Origin of the sequence: Psychrobacillus sp. FSL H8-0510 (assembly GCF_038008345.1) — a bacterium.
In the GTDB taxonomy this organism is placed as follows: domain Bacteria; phylum Bacillota; class Bacilli; order Bacillales_A; family Planococcaceae; genus Psychrobacillus; species Psychrobacillus psychrotolerans.
This window is the reverse complement of sequence record NZ_JBBOYZ010000001.1, coordinates 2,540,571-2,558,038: the sequence shown is the minus strand read 5'-3', so window position 1 is coordinate 2,558,038 and position 17,468 is coordinate 2,540,571. Positions and strand designations below refer to the sequence as shown.

General features: G+C 35.5%; 20 protein-coding genes. 19 read left to right on the top strand and 1 reads right to left on the bottom strand.

Translation table 11 applies throughout. From position 1 onward, the window contains the following. Position 1 precedes the first annotated feature (1 nt). The 6 genes from dat to MHI40_RS12880 all read left to right on the top strand — a co-directional run bounded on the left by dat (position 2) and on the right by MHI40_RS12880 (position 4,871). The gene (dat, locus tag MHI40_RS12905) at positions 2-853 is read left to right on the top strand and encodes a D-amino-acid transaminase (protein WP_340762976.1); all 852 of its coding nucleotides are present in this window, start codon (positions 2-4) and stop codon (positions 851-853) included. Further along, positions 850-1,413, top strand: coding sequence for an RNA 2',3'-cyclic phosphodiesterase (gene thpR, locus MHI40_RS12900; protein WP_340762975.1), 564 nt, complete (start codon positions 850-852; stop codon positions 1,411-1,413). Before dat ends, thpR begins: the two co-directional genes overlap by 4 nt. Further along, positions 1,397-2,380, top strand: a complete 984-nt coding sequence (locus MHI40_RS12895; protein WP_340762974.1) for a nuclease-related domain-containing protein — start codon at positions 1,397-1,399, stop codon at positions 2,378-2,380. The genes thpR and MHI40_RS12895 overlap by 17 nt, the downstream gene beginning before the upstream one ends. Next, the gene (locus MHI40_RS12890) at positions 2,361-3,290 is read left to right on the top strand and encodes a diacylglycerol/lipid kinase family protein (RefSeq protein WP_340762973.1); all 930 of its coding nucleotides are present in this window, start codon (positions 2,361-2,363) and stop codon (positions 3,288-3,290) included. The genes MHI40_RS12895 and MHI40_RS12890 overlap by 20 nt, the downstream gene beginning before the upstream one ends. A 19-nt stretch (positions 3,291-3,309) precedes the next feature. Beyond that, positions 3,310-3,951 carry a tRNA (guanosine(46)-N7)-methyltransferase TrmB gene (gene trmB / locus MHI40_RS12885; RefSeq protein ID WP_340762972.1) on the top strand — a complete coding sequence of 214 codons (642 nt, stop codon included), beginning with the start codon at positions 3,310-3,312 and terminating at the stop codon, positions 3,949-3,951. A gap of 74 nt (positions 3,952-4,025) precedes the next feature. Beyond that, on the top strand, positions 4,026-4,871 hold the full coding sequence (locus MHI40_RS12880) for a YtnP family quorum-quenching lactonase (RefSeq protein ID WP_340762971.1): 846 nt from the start codon (positions 4,026-4,028) through the stop codon (positions 4,869-4,871). Between the two features lie 255 nt (positions 4,872-5,126). On the opposite strand, the gene MHI40_RS12875 is transcribed toward MHI40_RS12880, so the two are convergent. Then, on the bottom strand, positions 5,127-5,441 hold the full coding sequence (locus tag MHI40_RS12875) for a hypothetical protein (protein ID WP_093536828.1): 315 nt from the start codon (positions 5,439-5,441) through the stop codon (positions 5,127-5,129). 156 nt (positions 5,442-5,597) lie between these two features. Between MHI40_RS12875 and MHI40_RS12870 the strand changes: the two genes are divergently transcribed. From MHI40_RS12870 to MHI40_RS12810, 13 genes are all read left to right on the top strand, one after another. Continuing rightward, complete coding sequence (locus MHI40_RS12870; protein WP_093536829.1) at positions 5,598-6,671, top strand: M42 family metallopeptidase; 1,074 nt, start codon at positions 5,598-5,600, stop codon at positions 6,669-6,671. 82 nt (positions 6,672-6,753) lie between these two features. Beyond that, positions 6,754-7,287, top strand: a complete 534-nt coding sequence (locus MHI40_RS12865; protein ID WP_340762970.1) for a DUF84 family protein — start codon at positions 6,754-6,756, stop codon at positions 7,285-7,287. Positions 7,288-7,349: 62 nt separating this feature from the next. Then, positions 7,350-7,862 (top strand): hypothetical protein, encoded by a 513-nt coding sequence (locus MHI40_RS12860; protein ID WP_093536831.1) that lies wholly within the window; start codon positions 7,350-7,352, stop codon positions 7,860-7,862. Positions 7,863-7,875: 13 nt separating this feature from the next. Further along, a complete protein-coding gene (locus MHI40_RS12855; RefSeq protein ID WP_093536832.1) occupies positions 7,876-8,187 on the top strand; it encodes a thioredoxin family protein in 312 nt (103 codons plus the stop codon). Positions 8,188-8,375: 188 nt separating this feature from the next. Next, positions 8,376-9,191, top strand: a complete 816-nt coding sequence (locus MHI40_RS12850) for a DUF1444 family protein (RefSeq protein ID WP_093536833.1) — start codon at positions 8,376-8,378, stop codon at positions 9,189-9,191. Further along, positions 9,188-9,793: a YtpR family tRNA-binding protein gene (gene ytpR, locus MHI40_RS12845; RefSeq protein ID WP_340762967.1), complete on the top strand. Its 606-nt coding sequence runs from the start codon at positions 9,188-9,190 to the stop codon at positions 9,791-9,793. Before MHI40_RS12850 ends, ytpR begins: the two co-directional genes overlap by 4 nt. Positions 9,794-10,119: 326 nt before the next feature. Continuing rightward, a complete protein-coding gene (locus MHI40_RS12840; protein WP_340762966.1) occupies positions 10,120-12,621 on the top strand; it encodes a DNA translocase FtsK in 2,502 nt (833 codons plus the stop codon). 112 nt (positions 12,622-12,733) lie between these two features. Next, on the top strand, positions 12,734-14,035 hold the full coding sequence (gene murC, locus MHI40_RS12835; RefSeq protein WP_093536836.1) for a UDP-N-acetylmuramate--L-alanine ligase: 1,302 nt from the start codon (positions 12,734-12,736) through the stop codon (positions 14,033-14,035). Positions 14,036-14,177: 142 nt separating this feature from the next. Further along, positions 14,178-14,642: a DUF948 domain-containing protein gene (locus tag MHI40_RS12830; protein ID WP_093536837.1), complete on the top strand. Its 465-nt coding sequence runs from the start codon at positions 14,178-14,180 to the stop codon at positions 14,640-14,642. A gap of 14 nt (positions 14,643-14,656) precedes the next feature. Further along, positions 14,657-15,223, top strand: coding sequence for a YtxH domain-containing protein (locus tag MHI40_RS12825; RefSeq protein WP_340762965.1), 567 nt, complete (start codon positions 14,657-14,659; stop codon positions 15,221-15,223). Positions 15,224-15,418: 195 nt separating this feature from the next. Next, positions 15,419-16,066 carry an HAD family hydrolase gene (locus MHI40_RS12820; RefSeq protein ID WP_340764510.1) on the top strand — a complete coding sequence of 216 codons (648 nt, stop codon included), beginning with the start codon at positions 15,419-15,421 and terminating at the stop codon, positions 16,064-16,066. Beyond that, positions 16,063-16,680 (top strand): NUDIX hydrolase, encoded by a 618-nt coding sequence (locus MHI40_RS12815; RefSeq protein WP_340762964.1) that lies wholly within the window; start codon positions 16,063-16,065, stop codon positions 16,678-16,680. Before MHI40_RS12820 ends, MHI40_RS12815 begins: the two co-directional genes overlap by 4 nt. A gap of 47 nt (positions 16,681-16,727) precedes the next feature. Further along, positions 16,728-17,387, top strand: coding sequence for a uridine kinase family protein (locus MHI40_RS12810; protein ID WP_340762963.1), 660 nt, complete (start codon positions 16,728-16,730; stop codon positions 17,385-17,387). The last annotated feature ends 81 nt before the right edge of the window (positions 17,388-17,468 follow it).

The window sequence follows — 17,468 nt, the reverse complement described above, 5'->3', positions numbered from 1 at the left end:
CATGGTAAAAGTATTATGGAATGATCAATTTGTACAAGAAGAAGACGTGAAAATTGGATTCGAAGATCGTGGTTATCAATTTGGAGATGGAATTTATGAAGTGATCAAAATATACAACGGCGATATGTTCACAGCTAAAGAGCATATTGATCGACTATATGCGAGTGCAGACAAGATTCAACTAGTTATTCCATATACAAAAGACGTGATGCATAAAATGTTACACGAACTTATTGAAATGAATGAACTTCAAGATGGTCAAGTGTATCTTCAAGTTACCCGAGGAATAAGCATGCGTCAGCATAATTTTCCAGTTCCAGCAGTGGAATCTGTTTTAACAGCCTATACTAAAGAAACAACACGCCCACATACACAGTTAGAAAATGGAGTAAAAGCTTGCTTTGTAGAGGACGTTCGTTGGCTTAGATGTGATATCAAATCGTTAAATTTGTTAGGAAATGTTCTAGCAAAACAAGAAGCTATTAGTAAAGATTGCTATGAGGCTGTACTACATCGTGGAGAAACAATTACAGAAGGTTCATCTTCTAATATGTATGGTATTAAAGATGGAGTTTTGTATACACATCCTGTTAGTAATTTAATACTTAACGGAATTACACGCCAAGTTATTTTGAATTGTTGTGAAGAAGTAGGACTGCCGGTAGTGGAAGAAGCATTTACAAAAGCGCAAGCATTAGAAATGGATGAAATGATTATGTCTTCTACGAATGCGGAAGTAATGCCAATAATTTCGATTGACGATAAAATAATTGGTACTGGAAAACGTGGCGAATGGGCTGAAAAGCTACAATTAGCTTTTGAAAAAAGAATTCCTACATCCGTTGAAGCATGAACAAGCATTATTTTATCGCTATAAAAATTCCTAAGGAGTTAGCTGCTGCAATTATTAAGGAACGTGATAAAACCAATTTACACAGGACTCATAAAATCTTACCAGTTGCAGAAGATCTTCATATCACGCTCTATTATTTAGGGCATGTAGCAGATGGTATATTACAGCAAATAATTCATTCGCTAAACCGTTTAGAGTGGGAATCGTTCGAATTGAAAACAAGTGGAGTAGCTCATTTTGGCAATGAAGCTACCCCGCGTGTTGTATATACATCATTAGAAAAAAGCGATTCTTTACAATTATTGCAGCAAAAAATTGTGCAACTGTTAAGTAACTTTATAGAGGTACAGAAAACAAACGATTTCACTGCTCATATTACAATGGCAAAAAAATGGGCTTCTTTGGAGTTGCTAAATTTAAAAGCGTTCAACTTATCTGATGTAGTCTTTGACGTATTAAGTTTCTCCATTTTTACCGTTAATGTGAATCGGTCTCCGCGTTATGAAGAAATATGCACAGTTAAGTGGAGGAGGGGTGAAAATAATGGCCCAACTAGTTAAATTACAAGATTATGTTTCCCGTTATCAAGTAGATTTAAAAAGATACCCAACGCAGTTTGTACGTTTAAAAAAACAACAGTGGGATCGGACAAAGGAAGAGTGGGAAAGAGGTTCCTTTACTTCTGAGTGGATTGAAAAGGAAGATGAAGTAGTTGTAGAATATAAGAAAAAATCACTTTTCTCCATTCTGTTTCCAAAAAGCAAGAAAGAAATAGTAGAAGACTTAGACTGGGAAAATAAAGAGTTGACGGAAGAGATTCCAGTATCAGAAGAATCTACTACGTTGCTTTTTGAACCTAAACTAGTTTATAAACCTCAAACAAAAGAAGAGTTAAAACGTATGTATCTAGATCAGCTGTTTCACTTTCAATTAAAATGGGCAAGTTCCACTTTACGTGAAAAGTCATATGTAGATCCAAAATATATGCGTGACACACTACTGAGGGATTTTACACTGAAACTACCAGATAATTATTTTGTCTTTTATTATCCAATCTTAAAGCTAAAAAAGGCTCCAATAGAGCTAGATATTATACTTGTACTTCCTACTGAAGTTGTTTGTATTGTAGTACTTGAGGGCAAAAATTCCGATGCTTTTATAGGGAGTGGGGAACGATTCTGGCTTAAGAAAAGTGGGAAAGATGAAAAGAAAATATTAAATCCTACGATTAATCTAAATCGAATGGAATCGATATTAGGACAAATTTTCCAACAGCAGGACGTAGAATTGCCGATAAAAAAAGTAATTCTTTCAAGAAATGGTTATATTGATTATCCGGGAAATTCGTTCAATACAGAATTTGTCGATACGAGAAAGTTTCCTGAATGGTTTCTTTCATTGAAATCTTCACATTCTCCGATGAAGCATATGCAATTTAAAGCAGCCCAGGCGATATTAGATCTAGTACAAACCACTTCTTATTCTAGGTCTAGTTGGGATATTGGTAATGAGGAAACCAATGAATAATATTGTCTTTATCGTAAATGAGCACGCAGGGAATGGTTTAGGTAAGAAGGTGTGGAGGAAATGGAGAGAAACAATCGATTTTCCTCACACAGTTTATATGACGGAAAGAGAAGATCATGCCACCGAAATAGCCAAAAAATGCGCCGAAACAATGGATGATTTGCTTTTAGTTGGAGTTGGTGGTGATGGTACTATTCACGAAATTATTTTGGGTATAGTTGGTTTTGAGCATGTTCGAGTTGGAATAATCTCGGCTGGGAGTGGAAACGACTTTGGACGAACCTTTTATGTTTTTCATACATTGAAAGACCTTAAGGAAGTCGCACACAGTAGTTCCCACACCAAGATGGATATTGGAACAGTAAACACTCCAAATTCGGAATACAAATTTGTTAATAATGCCGGATTTGGTTTTGATGCAAAAGTTGTTTACCTTGCAAATTATTCTGTTTGGAAAAGCAGGCTGAACCTTTTTAGGCTAGGCAAACTTGCATACATATTATTTCTTATAAAAGAGTTACTAACGTTTAAAACGTTTTCTTTTACCTTACATAATAAAGATGAAGTCACTCGATATGATGATGTTTGGTTTTTTGTAATTTGTAATCAGCCTTTTTTTGGAGGTGGAATGAAAATCTCTCCTGATTCCATTCCTAATGATCAATTACTTGAGATGACAGTAGTAAACAAATTATCAAGATGGAAATTGTTATTTATTTTTGGTACAGTATTCTTTGGAAAACATACTAAATTTAAAGAGGTAAAACAGTATCAATCATCAGATTTTAATATGGTTATTCATGATGAAGTGTATGGCCATGTGGATGGTGAGTTTTCATGTATAACAGAAAAAGATATAGCTTATTCATGTTCAATAGAAGCACATGCATGGAATTTAGCAAACCGTTAAAGAAAGAGGAGTTTGAATAATGAGGTTAAGACATAAACCATGGGCAGAGGATTTTATCAATGCTCATCCGGAAATAGTTATCCCAAATCCAGAAGAAGTTAAAGGAAAATGGGAAGAAGTATTTAAGAATGACAATCCATTGCATATTGAAGTAGGTTCAGGAAAAGGGCAGTTTGTAACAGGAATGGCAAAGCAAAATCCAGATATCAATTATATTGGCATAGAGTTATATGACAGTGTGATAGTGTCAGCGCTAGAAAATGCGATTGCCGCTCAGCCATTACCTAATCTACGATTATTGAAAGTAAACGGATCTGATCTTGCAAAGTATTTTGAAAAAAATGACGTAGACCGTGTATACCTAAATTTCTCAGATCCATGGCCAAAAACTAGGCATGCGAAACGACGTTTAACACATGCAGAGTTTTTAGAACTATACAAATCGATTCTAGTAGATCATGCTGAAATCCATTTCAAAACGGATAATAGAGGTTTATTTGAGTATTCATTAACGAGTATGTCAGCTTTTGGAATGCTTATCAAAGAGGTCTCTCTCGATTTGCATGTTAGTATGCCGGAAGATAATATTATGACGGAATATGAAGAAAAGTTTTCTGCAAAAGGTCAACCAATATACCGAGTTGAAGCAAAATACGTGTAACTTTAGTGAGTGGAAATGCTAGTTAGCTCGATAAATGTATACACCGAGGAATATTTGAAAAGGGGCGTGGGAGAATGGACAAGTTTCAATTTCACGAAATGTCATTTACATGGTTAAAGGGAGGAACAACTTTTATGGACGGGGGTGCCATGTTTGGAGTTGTTCCAAAACCATTATGGGAAAAGAAATATCCTGTCAATGAGAAAAATCAAATTGAACTGCCATCGGATCCATTACTCATCCAATATAAGGGGCAAAACATTTTAATGGAATCAGGTCTTGGCTACCGGAAAATGACGGAGAAGCAATTGCGAAACTACGGTGTTACCGATCAATCTCAAGTGGAAGATAATCTTGTAGAATTAGGATTATTGCCAGAAGACATCCATATTGTTATGATGACTCATCTTCACTTCGATCACGCCTGTGGTTTAACGAAATGGGATGAAAACCGAATTGTTTCCACTTTTCCAAATGCTAAAATTTATGTATCCGATGTAGAATGGAATGAAATGAAAAATCCTAACATTCGCTCTAAAAACACATATTGGAAAGAAAATTGGGAGCCAATAGAAGACCAAGTGATACCATTTACAAATTCTCTTAAAATAGTAGAGGGAATTGAGATGATTCACACGGGAGGCCATAGTGACGGCCATAGTATTGTTGTATTCAAGCAGCAGGAGGATACTGTCATACATATGGCAGATCTAATGCCTACCCATGCTCACCAAAACCCACTGTGGGTGCTTGCATATGATGATTATCCGATGACTTCAGTGTTTGCAAAAGAAAAATGGGTCAAACAAGCACTTCAACAAAATTATTGGTTCAGCTTTTATCACGATGCATTCTATCGAATGATCAAATGGTCCGAAGATGGAAAAGAAATAGTAGATTTAGTTGAGAGAAGTAGATAAAAAGAAAAGTTCAATTACCTATTTCAGCCCCGATAAGCACTTGATAGATTTTAAGTTAAGGCGTCCTTTGACTTTGCTGAAATCTTGAGTGACTCAGACACAGTTCTAGCGTTGGACAGATAAAAAGCGAGGGCAGTGACGATGTCAACCCTCGTTATTTTTGTGGAAAATTTACTCTTTTCCAACTAAACTATATTAGATGACAAAAAAATGGCTGATCATGAGAAAATCATGACCAACCATCCACTTTTAAATTTAAATTTTCACCAATTCCACGACGGATCCTGTTTTTGCATCTGCTGCGAACTCAAATTGCTCAATTTCCCCTTCTTTCACTCGAGAAATTCCGCCTTTATATACATTCATACTTATTGCTTCTTTTTGAAACTTCTCAGGGGTCATATATATCCAGGATCCATCGATTGGACCCTCTTTTTTGAATGAGCTTTTAATTTCATTTAATACTAATTCTGCTGAACGATTGAAATCCATTTGTTTCGTGGCTTGGCTGGCTATAACACCAATTACAATTCCAGTTCCAAGTCCCATCATGTAATCCTTTAATTTCATCAGTATTCCTCCTCATCGTATTTTTTTTAGTGTATCATACATCCTCGTTCCGATTAAATTTTTCGGTTTACGAAGTTTTATTGTAGTAAACGAACCCAACTTTTATTACAATAGAGGGGAAGATAATTTTCTACACAGCTTTAGGAGGCTTTTTTAATGAATGCAGAAACGCGCTCGCTCTTTAAAACATTGACAGAACTACCAGGAGCACCTGGGAATGAATATGCTGTACGTGCCTTTATGCGAAATGAACTGACTAAATATTCAGATGAAATTGTTCAAGATAATTTAGGCGGTATATTTGGTCTTAAAAAAGGTGATGAAAATGGACCGAAAATTTTAGTTGCGGGCCATATGGATGAAGTAGGATTTATGGTATCTGGGATCACAGATAATGGAATGATTCGTTTTCAACCTCTAGGTGGTTGGTGGAGCCAGGTTTTACTTGCACAACGAGTGGAAGTTGTTACTAAGACTCAAACAGTTCCAGGAGTAATCGGTTCTATTCCTCCGCATTTGTTAAGTGATGAACTTCGTAGCAAACCGATGGATATAAAAAATATGCTAATAGATGTTGGAGCAGACGATAAAGAGGATGCTCTACGAATGGGTATAAAACCTGGTGATCAAATCTTACCTGTTTGTTCGTTTACACCTATGGCGAATGATAAAAAAATAATGGCTAAAGCCTGGGACAATCGTTATGGTTGTGGATTGGCTATTGAACTTTTGAAAGAAGTGCAAAACGAGAAACTTCCGAACATGCTATATTCCGGTGCAAATGTAATGGAAGAAGTAGGTCTTCGTGGTGCACAAGCATCTGCGAATATGATTAATCCAGATTTATTTTTTGCTTTGGATGCGAGTCCTGCAAATGATGCATCTGGAAACAAAAATGAGTTTGGACAACTAGGAAAAGGAACACTTTTACGAATTTTCGATCGTACAATGGTGACACACCGTGGAATGCGAGAGTTCGTATTAGATACTGCAGAAACACATAATATTCCATATCAATATTTCATCTCACAAGGGGGTACTGATGCGGGACGCGTTCATACTTCGAATGAAGGTATTCCTAGTGCAGTAATTGGTATTTGTTCACGATATATTCATACCTCTGCATCTATCATCCACACAGATGACTATGCTGCAGCCAAAGAGCTTATTGTGAAACTAGTTAAATCATGTGACCGTACTACTTTAGAGACAATTAAATCGAATGTATAAGTAGTGGAGTGACTATGTTACTCTATACTTTTAAAAAGATGCCTTCCGGGGCATCTTTTTAACTAGAAAGGAATATTATTGCATGAGAATATTAATAGGTACGCATAATAGAGCTAAAACAAAAGCAGTTCAAACTATTTCTAGTATATATTATCCAGAGGCAAATTATGAAAACAAAGAAGTTCCATCACTAGTGTCCGATCAACCGATGGGTCAGGAAGAGACTAGGCAAGGTGCTATTAACCGAGCAAAGCAGTTAATAGATGAGCTAATGGAAGATTCAGACACACTATTTGGGATAGGTTTAGAAGGCGGCGTACAAGAAATAGATGGTCAATTGTATATTTGTAATTGGGGGGCATTGGCGACGCCTGCCGGTGACGTATTTACTGCTACAGGAGCTGGTGTACCCCTACCAGGGGAAATAGCTGAACAATTACGAGGCGGTGCCGAACTTGGACCTGTAATGGACGTCTATACTAATAAGAAAGGTATACGTCACGATGAAGGTGCCATTGGTATCTTCTCCAATGGACTTGTTAATAGAAGTGCAATGTTCGAGCATATAATGTTATTATTGATTGGGCAATTTGAATTTGCTAATAAGCCCAAGTAGTTGCAACTGTAGGGAATCATCGATAAAATATATAGCAGTTATCACTGAATGGAGGAAAGAGAATGACCCGAATTTGGATGCGATTATTGATCGCGTCATTAGCTGTCATTTTATTAGCAGGATGCTCTTCTTTGGAAGAACAAACTTCAGATGGACTTGAGAACGCAAAAGTAGCTTTTCAAGGCGACGCAGAAAAACCAAATGAAAAAGTAAATGATATTAATATTTTTATACCTAGTGGTTTTTCGATAGAAGAAGAATCTAATGAAACAAATATTATTCTTTCTAAAGGAAAAGAATCATTTATACTCTTTATTAATCCAAATGAATTACCTAGTAGTCAACTATACTATGATTTGATGACATCTGATAAAAATTTAAAAGTATTAGAAGAAAAAACATTTGAGCAAAATGGACGATTTGGATTTGCTGCAATTATTGAAAATAGTGAAGAAAAGTATGAACTTATAACGAGCATTGGTGGCATCAAACTAACAACTATTTCTGACCAACAAGATGTTGCGAAAAATTTAGAAAAAATGATGCTTATCGTTCGTTCCATTTCAACAAACTAGAGGAGTGGTACATATGGAAAACCTAGCTTCAGTAGAACAATTCAAAGAGATAAAACAGCAAGGAAAAGTTGTATTTAAATTCACAGCTGATTGGTGTCCAGATTGTCATTTCATCGATCCATTTATGGGAGAGATAGAAGAAAAATTTGCAGATATTACATTTATTTCTGTAGATCGTGATCAGTTCATTGACTTATGTATCGAGCTAGATATATTTGGTATCCCTAGTTTTCTAGCATATGAAAATGGCGAAGAAAAAGGTCGGTTTGTTAGTAAAGACCGTAAAACTAGAGAAGAAATTGAATCATTTCTTCAATCGATTTAACCCCATCCAACGGTTCACCTAGTGGACCGTTTTGTTTATTCTGAAGTAGTAGGACTGCCACCCCAAAGGATAGCCAAACATGCCCTAGTGGCAGTTCAACTTCTGGGGGAAACCTGTATGGTTCCGTTTTTCAACAGGATAAGTAGCCCGACGGCTTGAATTTTCACTTTGAAAGGACTAGATAATAAATGAAAGCACTTGAACTTGTAAGGCATTTAAAAACAAAGCTTTCCGAAGATATATACACGTATGATTATAATAGAGAAACAAACAAGCTACGCTTGACTCATAAAGAAATAGGAAAGGGAATTGAGATTTCAATCCCTCCGATTTTAGCTAAATATGAAATGAAAAAAGAAGTGGCGATTAACGAGGTTGTATATACAATAAACGAAACATTCCAAGCGATGGAAAAAGAGATGGCCGGTGAAATAGATCCATCATTGTCCGTGTATCCCGTTATCCGCTCCACTTCTTTTCCACTTAAATCGAATGAAGGTAACCGTTTTATAACGAAAGATCATACAGCAGAAACACGCGTATACTATGCAGTCGATCTTGGTAAGACTTACCGTTTACTAGATGAAAAAATGTTGTTGGAGTGGAAAGTCAGAGAAACGGAAGTAAGGGAACGAGCACTCTTCCAAGTGAGAAAATTAGAAAATCATTATAAAATAGATGAGGTAGCAGGTAATACTTTTTATTTCTTTAATAATAACGATGGATATGATGCAAGTCGTATATTGAACGAATCGCTATTAAAAGATATGAAAAAACAAATTACTGGAGATATGACTATTTCTGTACCCCATCAAGATGTTATGATAATTGGTGATATAAGAAATGAAACAGGTTACGATGTTCTAGCGCAAATGACGATGCATTTCTTCACGGTTGGAACAGTGCCTATTACTTCATTATCTTTCATCTACGAAAACGGAGATTTAGAACCTATATTCATCATGGCGAAAAATCGAGTATCAAAGGAGAACGAGGAAAAATGAATATTTTTTACAACAAACCTGGAGTTGGAGATGTACTATTAATCCAACTAACACCTGAAAAAACAGAAAAAGTTATTACGGAAACTAATGGTGATGTTACACAAGTAAAAGATGCAACAACAAACGAAGTACTGGCTATAAACATTTTTGAATTTAGCAAATACAAAGAGCTAGATGTTCAAGGTAATATATCTTTAACTGCTGAATTAATCGAAACCGTGCAAAAAACATTAGAGAAAAACGGTGTTTCTTATACATTAGAAGCAGATCTATCTCCTAAGTTTGTGGTAGGCCTTGTAGATTCATTGGAACAACATCCAAATGCGGACAAGTTAAAAGTATGCCAAGTAAATGTTGGTGAATCGACTTTACAAATTGTATGTGGTGCTCCGAATGTAGAAGCAGGTCAAAAAGTAGTAGTAGCTAAAGTTGGAGCAATTATGCCTTCAGGTATGGTTATCAAGGATGCTGAACTTAGAGGTGTAGCTTCAAGTGGAATGCTATGTTCTGCAAGAGAATTGGCTATTCCGAATGCACCTGAAGTAAAAGGGATTTTAATCCTAGATGAGCAAAAAGAAGTTGGAAGCGAATTTATAGTATAAAGAAATGACAAGCATGCCTTTAAGGTGTGCTTTTTTTGATGAAAAGAAAATTATAAAAATCTGGACCCGAAACTATCTGTAATTAAATCTTTTCCAGACTCCAGTGTCGTCCAGGAGGATATAGTACTTACGCTTTTGTTCCTAAAAAGAAACAAAGTGAGTGGAATATTAAACCATAAATTTTGCTATTCCGATACATAAGTGGCATATTCCCCTCGGATAAAATCCTAAAACACATGATTTTTTTACCATTCTACCTTATAAATACAGACGAAACCTATTATTATTGGTAGAATAAGAGGTATCTTTTAGAAAGAGTGATGAATTTGAATTGGTTAAAAAAATTATTTGCCTCAGATGAGAAAGAATATGAAGAGGAATACAAAGAGAAGCAACAAACGTTAGATCCTACAAAGAAAAAAACTCCTTTTCGTTTCCCATTGATATCAGACGAAGAAAAAAATGAAACTGTATATGGATATCCAAAGGAAGAGCAAATAGGTGAAATTTATAAAGAAGAGGCTCCAGTTGAAGAGCAAATATATAAACCTCTATATACACAAGATCTTTGGAAACAACGAGCACAGAAACCTACTATCGTTCACCGAGCAGAGAAGAAGATAGTGGAGGAAAAAGTAGTAGCTGATACTCCTCCTGTAATTCGAAAGAAAAGAGCATTCACGCCTACAGAAGTACCATCACCAGTTTATGGATTTTCAAGAACAAACCTAAATAAAAAAGTGGAAGAAAAAGAACAAAGAACGGAAACGATAAATCCGAACGTATTAAATAATGCTCAAGCTATTACGCCTGGTCCAGAACTGAGCGAAGTAAAAGAGCAAGTCCTTGTAGCAGATGTAAACAGACAAAATATGCAAGTAACTAAGGCAGTAAACGAGGATATACAAGTAATAGAGTTAGTAGAAAATATTATTGAAGAAGCAGCAGTGAAACCATTTGAAGAATTATCGCCTGTTACAGAACTGGGCGAAAACCCCCAAGTGGATGTTTTAGAACAGGATTTGCAAATAATAGAGGTAGTAAACGAAGATATACAAATAGCTGAAGTAGTAGACGAGTTGGAGCAAGTGAATGAGCTTGTTGAAGCTGTACAAGCAGAGGTAGCAGTGACTGAAATACCTGAAATAACACATGCTCCAATGCAAACTACGGATATTTTAGCAACAGAAAAACCTGTCAAAGAAAAGATTAGACCATTTAATGTATTAATGCTGAAATCAGATAAAAGTAAAATGAATAGAATAGATACTATGAACAAATTATCTCCGATAGCACAGAAAGCGGTTCCTGTAACAAAGCCAATTATTCAGCAGGAGCAAAAAGAAATAAAAGAAAATGTTCCAATAGGTGAACAAGAAGTTGAAACCTTAACGGAACAGGAGCAAAAAGCGAAACAATCAAATTATGTGAGACCATCTATTAGTCATTTACTACCTCCCGAAATGAATGTAGAGGATAGAGAATGGATGGAGGAGCAAGCTTTTACATTAATAGATGCTTTGTCCCATTTCCAAGTAACAGGTGAGATTGTTCAAATGGTACAGGGACCAGCGGTTACTCAATTTGAAATAACGGTTGGTCAAGGAACAAAGGTAAGTAAAATACGCAATCTAGCAGATGATCTAAAACTTGCGTTAGCAGCGAAAGATATTCGTATTCAAGCACCCATTCCAGGAAAGAGTTCCATAGGAATAGAAATCCCAAATAGAAAGTCTCGAGCAGTGCGCTTATCGGAAGTGATAAATACAGATACATTTTTAAAATCGGATTCACCTCTAGAAGCGGCATTGGGATTGGATCTAACAGGTAAGCCAGTGACATTGGATCTTCGGAAAATGCCCCATGGACTCATAGCTGGAGCAACCGGATCTGGGAAATCTGTATTTATTAATTCATTATTAGTAAGTCTATTGTATAAAGCGACGCCTGATGAAGTAAAATTACTATTAATCGATCCTAAAATGGTAGAACTTGCACCTTTCAATCATATACCTCATCTTGTAAGCCCAGTTATTACGGATGTAAAAGCTGCAACAGCTGCATTGAAATGGGCAGTGGAGGAAATGGAAAGACGTTATCAGCTGTTTGCTCATATCGGCGTTCGCGATATATCTAGGTATAATACGCTGGCTACGGAGAAGAGACAGTTTGCACAAAAACTTCCTTATATTGTTATTGTAATCGATGAGCTTGCAGATTTAATGATGATGGCGCCAACGGAAGTAGAGGATGCTATTTGTCGAATTGCACAAAAAGCAAGGGCATGTGGAATACACTTAGTATTAGCAACACAGCGTCCTTCTGTTGACGTTATTACTGGCCTGATTAAAGCTAATATCCCTACACGAATTGCGTTTTCTGTTTCATCACAAATCGATTCTCGTACTATTTTGGATCAGCAAGGGGCAGAACGTTTACTAGGTAAGGGAGATATGCTTTATCAAGGAAATGGTATGTCTAGCCCTGTACGAATCCAAGGTACGTATGTCTCTGATGATGAGATTGAAAGTGTTATTGAATATGCGAGGAGTCAAGGGAATCCTGATTATTTGTTTGAGCAAGAGGAACTTCTACAAAAAGAAATTACTTCTGAGCAGGATGAATTATTTGAAGAGGCTTGCCGTTTTATCGTAGAACAGGGCACAGCATCTACGTCGTTGCTACAACGTAAGTTTCATCTAGGATATAACCGTGCAGCCCGATTAATAGATGCAATGTATGAAAATGGATATATTACAGAACAAAAAGGAAGTAAAGCAAGAGACGTATTATTAACAAGTGAAACATTAGAGGGAATATTTGGTTAAATTTATTTTTTAAGTATTATAAGAAATAGTGATATAATTATAAATACGTCTAAAAAGACGCATGAATTATATAATGTATATGAGTGGGGCTAATCCCAGGAGGTTTATACGTATGACAAAGTACCATTTTACAGGCATTAAAGGGTCTGGAATGAGTCCATTAGCGCAAATTTTGCATGATACTGGCTATGAAGTTCAAGGTTCTGATATTGAAAAATACTTCTTTACTGAAAAACCATTACACGAGCGGAATATAGAGATTTTATTGTTTGATGAATCCAATATTCAGGAGGGCATGACTGTTATTGCAGGAAATGCATTTCCTGACAGTCATCCAGAGTTAGTCAAAGCTAGAGAACTTGGCTTGGAAATCATTCGTTACCATGACTTCTTAGGCAATTATATGAGTCAGTTTACATCTATAGCAATTACCGGCGCTCATGGAAAAACGTCGACTACAGGATTGTTATCGCATGTATTGAGCGGACACGAACCGACATCTTATTTAATAGGTGATGGTACAGGAAAAGGTATGCTAAATGCATCTAACTTTGTGTTTGAAGCATGTGAATATCGACGTCATTTTTTAGCCTATAATCCGGATTATGCAATAATGACAAATGTTGATTTTGATCATCCTGATTATTTCCAAGATATTGATGATGTATTCCAGGCATTTCAATCTATGGCGATGCAAGTGAAAAAAGGCATCTTTGCATGTGGAGATGATAAATACTTGCAACAAATAAAATCAGAAGTTCCTGTAGTCTACTACGGTTTTGGAGAACATAATGATTTTGCAGCTCGCAATATTGAAATAACGCCGGAAGGTACATCTTTTGATGTATTTGTTCGTAACGAATATTATGATCGCTTCACAATTCCCTTGTTTGGAGATCATACTATTCTAAATGCCCTTGCAGTTATCTCTCTCTGCCAATATGAAGGTGTCCCTGCAGATACTATACAAAAAGGCTTAGAGTCGTTTGAAGGGGTTAAAAGAAGGTTTACGGAGACAGTCGTAGGTAATGATATTATCATTGATGATTATGCTCATCACCCGACAGAAATAAGAGCAACAATTCAATCTGCTAGACAAAAGTATCCAAATCATCAAGTTATTGCGATTTTCCAACCACATACTTTCACAAGAACACAAAAGTTTTTACAAGAATTCAGTGAGAGTTTGAGCTTGGCAGATCGGGTTTATCTATGTGATATTTTTGGTTCTGCAAGAGAGAACGCAGGGAATTTAACCATCGAAACGCTTGGAGATATTATTGAAGGAAGTCATATCCTTAGAGAAGAAAATGTAGAAGAATTAAAGACAAATGAACATTCTGTTTTCTTATTTATGGGAGCAGGCGACGTACAGAAGTATCAACAAGCTTTTGAAAAAAAGTTAAATAAATAAGAAAAAGCTTAATCCGATGAGGATTAAGCTTTTTTTTGAAGGATATTTAAAAGAAACGTAGTATAGTATAGGTAGGAAGTTTAATTTGATTTGAATAGGGTAAAAATGTATTAAGACATACAAGTTTCTAGGAGGATGGACAATGGAAAATCTTTTATACATAGCAGCTATTATAGCCGCTGTTGCATTTCTAATCTTATGTATTAGTTTGGCAATGACATTATTTTCAGTTAAAAAGACGCTAAATAATGTAGCAGACACGTTAGATGGATTAGAAACAAATCTGCAGAATATGACGAAAGAAACAGCGGAACTACTTCATAAAACAAATAACTTAGCAGAAGACATTCAAGTTAAATCTGAGAAGCTGAACACAGTAGTAGATGCAGTAAAAAATGTAGGTAGTTCAGTTAATGGATTTAATCATTCTATCCAACGCTTAACAACTTCCGTAACAACTGAAGTGGAGAAGAATGAAGAAAAGATAGCGCAAGTAGTGCAATGGAGTAACGTTTTCTTAGGTGTTCGCGACAAATGGAAAGAACGCAAAGCATTAGAACGTGCTGGGTATTATACCTATGAAAACGATCAAAATAAACCACAATAATCGGAGGAATTTACATGACAAATCAAAAACAGACTAAACCTAACTACAATGAAGCAACTTATAATCATGAATACTATGCAAACCAACCTTCTTATAATCAGCAAGGAAATTCAAATTATCCGCCAGTACCTTACTATAATAGCGATGATATTTATCGTGACGAAGAAGTAAATGGTAAGGACTTTATCATCGGTGTTTTAATCGGTGGTATTATCGGTGCAACAACTGCATTATTATTAGCACCTAAAACGGGAACAGAGCTTCGTGGAAATCTTTCCACTCAAGCTAATCAGCTTAAAGATAAAACAATCGATCTTTCATCAACTGCAAAAGAAAAAACAACACAACTTTCTAAGCAAATTCAAGAACAATCTGGACAATTGGTTGATAAAGTAAAAGCTATTAAACCAAGTGCTTCTTCACCTCTTGATGATGGTACTGCTTCTTCTGAGGGAGAAGAGCCAATGGAATTTATGGAAACGATCTCTCATACAACTGAGGAGTTAACAGAACAAGAAGAAAATGCAACTGCAGTAGCAGAGGCTATTAAAGAAGCTGTTGCCGAATCAGATAAAAAGTAATCGAATAAAATAAATATCAAAGGAAGCACTGCATCTAGCAGTGCTTCTTTTGTTTTTAAAAAAATAAGAGGGAATTTCCTGTTCCTATAGAATTTAAGTAAGAGATAGGAAATTACGCTGCTTTAAAAACGTCATTGATTGCATATAGAAAAAAGCGAGAAATATTTTGTGGTTTTTGTAGAAATGAGGAGGACTATTATGAAGGCAATTATATTTGATTTTGATGGAACATTGGCGAACACTTTACCTATTTGTTTTTATGCTTTTCAAAATGTGTTTAAAAAGTTTGATAATAAGGATATTTCTTCCGATGGTATAAAGGGTATGTTTGGTCCTTCTGAAACAGGTATTATAAGAAAAAATTTGTCTAATGCAAATAAGGAAGAGGCTATTGAATATTACTACGAAACGTATTCTGAACATCATAGTAGATTAGTAGAGACTAATCTTGAAATTCTAGAATTGCTGAATTACTTGAAAAAGCTAGATATTAAAATAGGGATTTTTACTGGAAAAGCAAAAAGAAGTTTAGATATTTCTTTAAAAGAATTGAATATGAATGAATTATTCGATGTTATCATAACGGGGGATGATGTGATAAGTCCGAAGCCAGATTCAGAGGGGCTGATAAAAGCATTATCTATATTAGAAGTAAATAATTTGGATACAATTTACATAGGTGACAGTGATGCTGATATAGTTGCTGGGGTACAAGCTAATGTGTACACCATTGGGGTACAGTGGTTGTCAGAGTATCAAACATCTATATTTACCGAACAACCCAACTTGATAATTAAAAGTATAAAAGAATTTAAAAGTTCCTTTAAGTTAGGTATCTTATGAGCAAACAATGGTTAGAGTGGGCAAAAAGAATACAAGCTTTGTCTCAGTCAGGGCTGGCATTTTCTGAAGATATATATGATATCGAACGTTATGAAGAATTACGTGAGATTAGTATAGAAATTATGAGAGAACATACAGAATTAGAAATGGATAAAATTAGAGATTTATTTACAAATGAAACTGGCTATCAAACTCCTAAAGTAGATGTACGTGGTGTGGTTTTTAAAAACAATCAAATTTTAATGGTAAGAGAAAATATAGATGATAAATGGGCTTTACCAGGAGGCTTTTGTGATATAGGACTATCCCCATCTGAGAATGTGATGAAGGAAATAAAAGAGGAATCAGGCTTTGATGTACTACCAATAAGACTAATTGCTTTAATGGATAAAAATAAACATCCACATCCTCCTGAAGCTTATCATTATTATAAGATATTTATATTGTGTGAAATTATTGGGGGAAAACCTACTTTAGGAATTGAAACGAATAGTATTAACTTTTTTTCGGAACATAATTTACCGGAGCTTTCTACGAATAGAAATACGGAGTCACAGATTAAAACGCTCTTCGAGTTTCTGAGGAATCCACAAAAAGAAACGATATTAGATTAAGGTAAAGCTGGATTGATATTAATATTTCAGAGCAGAAGAGGTGACGCATGGAGAATGTAATACATAAAATAGCCAATTGGATAAGCGCGACGGATAAAAGAATTACTATTGGAATTTCAGGACATGGTGCATCTGGAAAGACAACACTTGCAAATAATCTTATAAAGGTTTTAGGACAGGACTGTGTAAATTATATTAATACGGACCCTTATATTATTGGATCACAACTTAGAAAATATGCGTTGATAGATTATGAATATCATAACGAAACTCATCATGATAAAATGACAGCCTGTCACCCTTTTGCTCATAATATATTGGCTTTAGAGAGAGATATTCATATGATGAGAGATGGTTTAGATTTTTATACAATAGGTACGAATTATTCAACGAGCAAGTTACTTTCTTCGCAAAATAATATTAATATAGTCGAAGGGATGAGTGTTGCATTTACAGATCCTGCTCTATATGACCTAAAAGTGTATTTGTATACTGATGGAGAAACTGAGTTAACGAGAAGGGGTATCCGTGATACTTCTGAAAGAGGAACAGATATAAATTATTTAAGAAAATCTCATGAAATGCGTAGAATTCAATATGAATTATTCATGCATCCTTATCATCGGAATTTTGATGTCGTTTTAAAAAATTCCAATGAGGATTATTTTCTAGAAAAGGGTAATTTTGATGAACTTTTAAAGTGGTGATTATTTTAGTTGGAATATTGAAGGGTTTAGTTGGAATAAACGGGACTGTAGTTGGAATTCTTGAGGCTCAAGTTGGAATAG